1 protein-coding gene is annotated in these 1,387 nt (G+C 56.8%); it reads right to left on the bottom strand.

Going from position 1 to position 1,387, the window contains the following annotated elements:
* Positions 1 to 1,387 (bottom strand): Ig-like domain-containing protein (locus AACW06_RS19505; RefSeq protein ID WP_192076325.1); only part of this gene is annotated, 1,387 nt, incomplete at both ends.

Genomic DNA, 1,387 nt, shown 5'->3' with positions numbered 1-1,387 from the left:
CACTCGTACCGTCGCCGTCGGTATCACCCGGTACGGTGGTGTCTAAATCGAACATCACTGGCGCACTCTCACCACTGCTGTTGCCCGCCGCGTCGCTGATCTGCGCCGTCACGCTGTAATCACCTTCTGCCGCCAAGCTTGGGATGGTGATGTTCGCACTGCCTGTGAGTGTTTCTAATAAGGTTACTTCGTGAGTTTGTACCGTCGTACTGCCATCTGGGTTGGTGATGGTTAACGTCACCGTATCACCCACTTCCACACCCGTTGGAATACTCACCGCAGTTTCAACGCCGTCACTGTTTTCCGCCACGCTGACGCTGCCATCGACCGCATCGGCTATGGTAACGGTTGGCGCGGTGTCACTCGTACCGTCGCCGTCGGTATCACCCGGTACGGTAGTGTCTAAATCGAACGTCACTGGCGCACTCTCACCACTGGTGTTGCCTGCGGCATCCGTAATGCTGCTGGTGATGCTGTAGTTACCTTCCGCTGTCAAGCTTGGAATGGTGATGTCGGCGCTGCCATTGGCAAGGTCCGCCACCGTCACGGTGTAGGTTTGTTCCGTGGTACTACCATCTGGGTTGGTGATGGTTAACGTCACCGTATCGCCCTCTTCCACACCCGTTGGTAGTGTCACGTTGGTTTCAACGCCGTCACTGTTTTCGGCCACATTGACGCTGCCGTCCGCCGCATCGGCTATGGTAACGGTTGGCGCGGTGTCACTCGTACCGTCGCCGTCGGTATCACCCGGTACGGTGGTGTCTAAATCGAACATCACTGGCGCACTCTCACCACTGCTGTTGCCCGCCGCGTCGCTGATCTGCGCCGTCACGCTGTAATCACCTTCTGCCGCCAAGCTTGGGATGGTGATGTTCGCACTGCCTGTGAGTGTTTCTAATAAGGTTACTTCGTGAGTTTGTACCGTCGTACTGCCATCTGGGTTGGTGATGGTTAACGTCACCGTATCACCCACTTCCACACCCGTTGGAATACTCACCGCAGTTTCAACGCCGTCACTGTTTTCCGCCACGCTGACGCTGCCATCGACCGCATCGGCTATGGTAACGGTTGGCGCGGTGTCACTCGTACCGTCGCCGTCGGTATCACCCGGTACGGTAGTGTCTAAATCGAACGTCACTGGCGCACTCTCACCACTGGTGTTGCCTGCGGCATCCGTAATGCTGCTGGTGATGCTGTAGTTACCTTCCGCTGTCAAGCTTGGAATGGTGATGTCGGCGCTGCCATTGGCAAGGTCCGCCACCGTCACGGTGTAGGTTTGTTCCGTGGTACTACCATCTGGGTTGGTGATGGTTAACGTCACCGTATCGCCCTCTTCCACACCCGTTGGTAGTGTCACGTTGGTTTCAACGCCGTCACTGTTTTCGGC

The organism is Vibrio sp. S12_S33 (genome assembly GCF_963889785.1).
In the GTDB taxonomy this organism is placed as follows: domain Bacteria; phylum Pseudomonadota; class Gammaproteobacteria; order Enterobacterales; family Vibrionaceae; genus Vibrio; species Vibrio aestuarianus.
Note: the sequence above shows the minus strand (reverse complement) of the source record. Positions and strands in the feature narration are given on the sequence as shown.